Consider the following 6,486-nt stretch of genomic DNA (forward strand, 5'->3'; position numbering starts at 1 on the left):
TCAGCTGCCTTCGGTGACCGCCGGAGCCGGCTCGTTCTTGTAGTCGGCCGGGCCGAAGTTCTTCTTCACGGCCGCTTCCCAGGCGCCGTCCGCCTCCATCTTCTTGATGGCGGCGTTGACCTTGGTCTGAAGGTCCTTGTCACCCTTCTTCAGACCGATGCCGTAGTTCTCGTTGCTCAGGCTCAGCCCGACCAGCTTGAACTTGCCCTTGTTCTTGTCCTGCGCGGCGTAGCCGGCCAGGATCGAGTTGTCCGTGGTCAGGGCGTCGACGGCCTTGTTCTCCAGGCCGGTCAGGCACTCGGAGTAGCCGCCCTGCTCGAGCAGGTCGGCCTCGGGGGCCAGCTTGGTCTTGACGTTCTGCGCCGAGGTGGAGCCGGTGACGGAGCAGAGCTTCTTCTTGTTGAGGTCCTCGGCCTTGGTGATCGAGGTGTCGTTGGCACGGACCAGCAGGTCCTGGTGCGCCAGGAAGTACGGGCCGGCGAAGTCGACCTTCTCCTTGCGCTTGTCGTTGATCGAGTAGCTCGCGACGACCAGCTTCACGTCGCCGTTGGCCAGGAGGTTCTCGCGCTCGGCGCTGACGGCCTGCTTGAACTCGATCTGGTCCGGCTCGTAGCCGAGCTCCTTGGCCACGTACGTCGCCACGTCCACGTCGAAGCCCGTGAACTTGCCGTCGGGGGTCTTGAGGCCCACACCCGGCTGGTCGAACTTGATGCCGATGACGATCTTGTCCTTCTTGGCACCGGCGCTCGAGCCGGCGTCGCCGGCGGGCTTGTCGCTGTCGCCGCCACAGGCGGTCGCGGTCAGGGCGAGAGCTACGGCGACGGCGGCGGCCGCGCCGACCTTGGAGAGCTTCATGGTGGACTTCCCTCGAAGTGAGACGTGAGACAGGCGTGAGAGTTGCTTGCTGGACGACGATCCGTCACCGGATCACTACCAGATGCGAAGCTCAGTGGTGCAGGATCTTCGACAGGAAGTCCTTGGCGCGGTCACTGCGCGGATTGCTGAAGAACTGCTCGGGCGTCGCCTCTTCGACGATCTTCCCGTCGGCCATGAACACGACGCGGTTGGCGGCGGAGCGGGCGAAGCCCATCTCGTGCGTGACGACCACCATGGTCATTCCCTCGCGGGCGAGCTGCTGCATGACCTCCAGCACCTCGTTGATCATCTCGGGGTCGAGCGCCGAGGTCGGCTCGTCGAAGAGCATCACCTTCGGGTCCATCGCCAGCGCACGGGCGATCGCGACCCGCTGCTGCTGGCCGCCCGAGAGCTGGGCCGGGTACTTGTCGGCCTGCGAGCCGACGCCCACGCGGTCGAGGAGGGACTTCGCCTTCTCGAGCGCCGCCGCCTGGTCCGTCTTGCGGACCTTCAGCTGGCCCAGCATGACGTTCTGCAGGACCGTCTTGTGGGCGAAGAGGTTGAACGACTGGAAGACCATGCCCACATCGGCGCGCAGTCGGGCCAGTTCGCGCCCCTCGGACGGGAGTTGCTTCCCGTCGACCGTGATGGTGCCGGAGTCGATCGTCTCCAGGCGGTTGATGGTCCGGCACAGCGTGGACTTGCCCGACCCCGAAGGGCCGATCACCACGACGACCTCACCGCGGGCAATGCTCAGATCGATGTCCTGAAGCACGTGCAGCGCGCCGAAGTGCTTGTTTACGTTGTTCAGCACCACCAGGTCGTCCGGGGCACCGGCCGCGTCCCGCACGTCCTTGGTCACTGATACTCCGCTCATCGGCTTCTAGCTCCGTCCTCCGTCGGTTGGGAGGACAGTAATGAGGTGACGCTCACACCGTCATCACATCTGAGGGAGAATTGAGCATAACGATCGGGCCTCGCACCGATACGCTCCGTACGCGCAGGGCTCCTGGCGGGCCTTCGGGACCCGCCGGGCGCATAACGGAAGCAGTACGGAAGCCCCGCCGGACCACAACCGCCTTGACGTGGGAGTCTCCATCGGCGTGGATGCTTGGTGGCCGTGAAGCGGACGGCGGCCGGACAACCCGTGGACGCGCGTGGTCCCCGGGTGCCTGCACGATATGACCACGGACTTGCCCCCGACGGACGAGACAGAGGGAGAGAGGGTGACGACATGAGACTGCTGCTCGTCGAGGACGACGACCACGTCGCCGCCGCCCTGTCCGCGATCCTCGCCCGGCACGGCTTCCGGGTGACGCATGCCCGCAGCGGCGAGGAAGCCCTGCAGGCCCTGCTGCCGGCCGGCGCCGCGGGCTGCGCCGCTCCCTACGGGGTGATCCTGCTCGACCTCGGTCTGCCCGACCAGGACGGGTACGAGGTGTGCGGCAAGATCCGCAAGCGCACCAGTACGCCCGTCATCATGGTCACCGCGCGGGCCGACGTGCGCTCCCGCATCCACGGACTCAACATGGGCGCCGACGACTACGTCACCAAGCCGTACGACACGGGCGAACTCCTCGCCCGCATCCATGCCGTCGCCCGCCGCACCGGGGCCTCCGAGGAGACCGTCGCCGGGGGTACGGCCACGCCCGGGACCGTCCGTCTCGGACCGGTCGGCGTCGAGCTGTCCACCCGCAGGGTCAGCGTCAACGGCGACGACGTGCCGCTCACCCGCAAGGAATTCGATCTGCTGGCCCTGCTCGCGCAGCGTCCCGGCGTCGTCTTCCGGCGCGAGCAGATCATCAGCGAGGTCTGGCGCACCAGCTGGGAGGGGACCGGGCGGACCCTCGAGGTGCACGTCGCCTCGCTGCGTTCCAAGCTGCGGATGCCGGCGCTGATCGAGACCGTGCGCGGCGTCGGGTACCGGCTCGTCGTGCCGCCCGCCGCGCAGGCCGCCGCCACCGCGCCCGCCGACTCCGCGCCGCCCGCCCTCTAGCGGGGGATCCGTCGTGCGCGCCCGCCTGCTCCCCCTGCTCGTCGTCCTGATGGCGGGTGTGCTCCTCGCCCTCGGCTTCCCGCTCGCGGTGTCGCTGGCCGCCGGGCAGCAGCAGCGGGTGGTCGTCGACCGGATCGACGACAGCGCCCGCTTCGCCGCGCTCGCCCAGTTCGTCATCGACGCCGAGGGCTCGAACTCCAGCGGCGCCGACGAGCGCCGCGAGACCCTCCAGGTCGAACTGGCCCGCTACCAGGAGCTGTACGGGATCAACGTCGGCATCTTCCTGCGCGACGACAACGCCATGGTCCGAGCCCCCGGCTGGTGGCAGTTCCCCAAGTCGAGAGAGGGCCGCCTCGCCTTCGAGGCAGCCCTCGCCGGGCGCCGCAGCCACGACCCGGGCCAGGTGTGGCCCTGGCAGACCCACGGCAAACTCCTCGTCGCCTCCCCGGTCGTCCTCGACGGGGACGTGGTCGCCGTCGTCGCCACCGAGTCGCCCACCGACCAGATGCGCGCCCGGATCCTGTGGGGCTGGCTGCTCATCGCCGCCGGGCTCGGCGCCGCCATGCTCCTCGCCTTCGGCGCCGCCCTGCGGCTGACCAGCTGGGTGCTCAAGCCCGTCCAGACCCTCGACGCCGCCGCCCACGGCATCGCCACCGGGCGGATGAACTCCCGCGTCGCGGCCGCCGGCGGCCCCCCGGAACTCAGACGCCTGGCCCGCTCGTTCAACGAGATGGCCGACAACGTGGAGGAGGTCCTGGAACAGCAGCGGGCCTTCGTCGCGGACGCCTCGCACCAGCTGCGCAACCCCCTCGCCGCGCTGCTCCTGCGGATCGAGCTGCTCGCTCTGGAACTCCCCGAGGGCAACGAGGAGATCGCCTCCGTCCGCACGGAGGGCAAGCGCCTGACACAGGTCCTGGACGATCTGCTGGACCTGGCGCTCGCCGAGCACGCCACCGCCGAGATCAGCCTCATCGACATCGCGGGGCTGGCCGCCGAGCGGGTCACCGCCTGGCGCCCCTTCGCCGAGGAGAAGGGCGTCCGGCTCACCGGTACGGGACGCACCGCCGCCACCGGCTGGGCCGACCCGATCGCCCTGTCCAGCGCGCTCGACGCCGTCATCGACAACGCCCTCAAGTTCACGCCGGAGGGCGAGGACGTCGAGGTGTCGCTCTCCGTGGTCGGCGAGGAGGTACGGGTCGTGGTCGCCGACCGGGGACCCGGCCTCACCGAAGAGGAGCTGCTCCGCGTCGGCGACCGGTTCTGGCGCAGCGGACGCCACCAGAACGTCAAGGGCTCCGGACTCGGCCTGTCCATCTCCCGCGCCCTGCTCGCCGCCGGCGGCGGGTCCCTCTCCTACGGGACGAACCCGCCGCACGGCCTGCGGGTGACGGTGGCCGTCCCGCGCACCGACCCCGCCGCCCGGCCCGAGTGAACCGAGGGGCCCCCGGCCCCGGGGGCCCCGGCCGTACGCCGGCGGGAGGGCCGGCGGTCCTCCCGGCGCGGCCCGGCCCTCGCGCGTCGGAGGTGCGGGCGGAGGCGCGGCGGAGGTGCCGCGGAGATGCGTCGGCGGTGCGTCGGAGGGCTCAGGTCCAGGCGAGGGTGGTGCGGGCGGGCGCGGAGACGGCGTACAGCTCGTCCACGGCCCGGACCTCGAGGACAGCAGCCTCCTCCAGCCCGGCCCGTTCGACGGCCGGGAGGTAGAGGGCGGCGGCGCAGGTGCCGCCGAGGAAGCGGCGGGCGCCGTCCGGCAGGACGCGGGACACCTCGTAGTGCCGGACCGGTCCGGCCGCCCGCCGCCAGGACAGCCGCAGGGCCGCCGTGCCGGACTGCTGGGCCGAGGCGGTCACGGCCGGTGTCCCCGGAGCGCCCGGGCGTGGCCGCGCGGCGCCGTCGCGCACCGACAGGGCGCCGAGCCGCCAGCGCACCGGCCTCTCTCCGCGTCCCGTGATCCGTACGGCCAGGCCGTACGCGGTGCCGCCCGCCAGATCCGACAGCCGGACCCGGGTCGTGCGCCAGCCCTGCCCGGCGGCGCGGTCCCGCCCCTTCAGCCAGGTGTACGGGACCTCCCGGCCCGGGGCGGCCGGCTCGCGCGTGGCCACGCCGAGCTCGACCGCGACCGGACCCGACTCGGCCCGGTGCACCAGCTCGACGACCGTGGAGCGGGTCAGCGGCAGCCGGGTGGAGTGCAGCCCGACGGCGGCCGGGGCCGTGAGCCCACCGGAGACGAGCAGGCTGGAACCGCCGCGCCAGGCGGCGGAGAAATCGAGGGTGACCTCGGGGCGGGTTCCGGTGGTGTCCACGACCCAGCGGCGGCCCGGCAGCCGGTCCTGGAGGCCGAGGTGGTTCCACGGCGTGTCCGACACGGCCCTGCCGTCCTCGTACCAGCGCTCGCCGTGCCCGGTGTTGAAGGAGCAGGCGAAGGGCAGCGCGGACACGGTGGACCGGTCGGCGACGGCGGTGGCGGGTGCCCGCCAGGTGCCGTGCGGGTCGGGACGGGCCGGGTCCAGGGACTCGCCCGTCCAGAACCGGTCGTCGGCCCGGTGGAAGGCGCCCGGGGAGCGGTCGGTGAGGTGGTTGCGGGTCCATTCGGGCCGGTAGAAGCCGTAGGAGACGACGTGGTCGCGCTCGCGCGGGACGATCGCGTCCCAGTCCACCGAGGCGTTCCAGCCGTTCGACTCCGTGTCCACGGCCGCCCACAGGTCGTAGCGGCTGCGCCCGAGGCCGTCCGCGAGCGTCCCGGAGGCGGCCAGCTTCGCCGGGGTCCAGCGGAAGTCCACGAACACGGTGTCCGCGACCTTGCCCCGGCGGTCCTCGAAGAACTCCTGGTTGAGCTCGTTGAGCGCGCCCTGCCAGCCGACCTGCCCGGTGGAGTTCATCGCGTCGTACCAGGTGACGCGCAGCCCGTGGGGCTCGCCGGCGGCGTGCAGGGCCCGCAGGAACTGCTGCGTGCGGGAGGCCAGTTCGCTGTCGCCGCCCCCGGTCTCGGCGTTGACGAACCAGCCGTCGAACCCGTACGTCCGCGCCACCCGCACCAGCTTCTCGGCGACCGGGAACCGGCCGAGGGCGTCCCGCCGCACCAGGTCCCGGGTCCACCGGAGGTCGCCGCCGTAGGCCAGGGGCGGCAGGAAGACGTTGCCCAGCACCCGCACGCCGTTGCGGTGCGCGGCGTCGACGACGGGCGCGTTCGGGGCCAGCACGATGCCCTCGCCGGAGGAACCGCCCCAGAAGACCAGCTCGTCGATGTACGCCCAGTGGGTGAGGGCGTAGGAGTCGGCGGTCACGGACCCCTGGGAGGGATTTCCCGCGGTGCTCCCGAAGGAGACGAGCGAGGTGATGCGGGCCTGGCCCGCGCGGGCGGAGGCGTTCGCCGGGACCGGGGTGAAGCGGGGCGCCAGCGGCACGGTCGCGGTGTTGTGCGCCAGGTCGGGATCCGACTCGGGGCTCCAGCGCATGAGGGAGCGCCAGGTGATCCCGGGGCCGGGAACGCCACCGGGGAGCGAGTCCGGGAACCAGTACGAGGCGTACGGGGCCGGCCCGGCGAGGGCCTCGGCGGGTGCGGGTGCGGGTGCGGGTCCGGGTCCGGGCGCGGAGGCGGCCCCGGCTGCGGACCGGGCGGAGGGCGCGGCCGTCGGCGC

5 protein-coding genes are annotated in these 6,486 nt (G+C 72.1%); 2 read left to right on the forward strand and 3 right to left on the reverse strand.

The features are described 5' to 3' along the window. A complete protein-coding gene (locus ACWF9Z_RS33240; protein ID WP_453608687.1) occupies positions 1–855 on the reverse strand; it encodes a glutamate ABC transporter substrate-binding protein in 855 nt (284 codons plus the stop codon). Between the two features lie 91 nt (positions 856–946). Further along, positions 947–1,732 (reverse strand): amino acid ABC transporter ATP-binding protein, encoded by a 786-nt coding sequence (locus ACWF9Z_RS33245; RefSeq protein ID WP_356659964.1) that lies wholly within the window; start codon positions 1,730–1,732, stop codon positions 947–949. A 357-nt stretch (positions 1,733–2,089) separates the two neighbouring features. On the opposite strand from ACWF9Z_RS33245, the gene ACWF9Z_RS33250 reads away from it, so the two are divergent. Beyond that, on the forward strand, positions 2,090–2,851 hold the full coding sequence (locus ACWF9Z_RS33250; protein WP_453608690.1) for a response regulator transcription factor: 762 nt from the start codon (positions 2,090–2,092) through the stop codon (positions 2,849–2,851). 13 nt (positions 2,852–2,864) lie between these two features. Further along, positions 2,865–4,283 carry an ATP-binding protein gene (locus ACWF9Z_RS33255; RefSeq protein WP_453608693.1) on the forward strand — a complete coding sequence of 473 codons (1,419 nt, stop codon included), beginning with the start codon at positions 2,865–2,867 and terminating at the stop codon, positions 4,281–4,283. Positions 4,284–4,434: 151 nt separating this feature from the next. Here ACWF9Z_RS33255 and ACWF9Z_RS33260 read toward each other — a convergent pair. Then, the coding region (locus ACWF9Z_RS33260) for an endo-beta-N-acetylglucosaminidase (protein WP_453608696.1) at positions 4,435–6,486 on the reverse strand (2,052 nt) is incomplete at its 5' end.

The sequence above is a fragment of the Streptomyces sp. NPDC054961 genome (assembly GCF_053609145.1).

What these genes read in the sequence shown, in the direction of transcription:
- ACWF9Z_RS33250 (WP_453608690.1), top strand. Translation starts at nt 2,090, where the DNA reads ATGAGACTGCTGCTCGTCGAGGACGACGACCACGTCGCCGCCGCCCTG.
- ACWF9Z_RS33240 (WP_453608687.1), bottom strand. Translation starts at nt 855, where the DNA reads ATGAAGCTCTCCAAGGTCGGCGCGGCCGCCGCCGTCGCCGTAGCTCTC.
- ACWF9Z_RS33245 (WP_356659964.1), bottom strand. Translation starts at nt 1,732, where the DNA reads ATGAGCGGAGTATCAGTGACCAAGGACGTGCGGGACGCGGCCGGTGCC.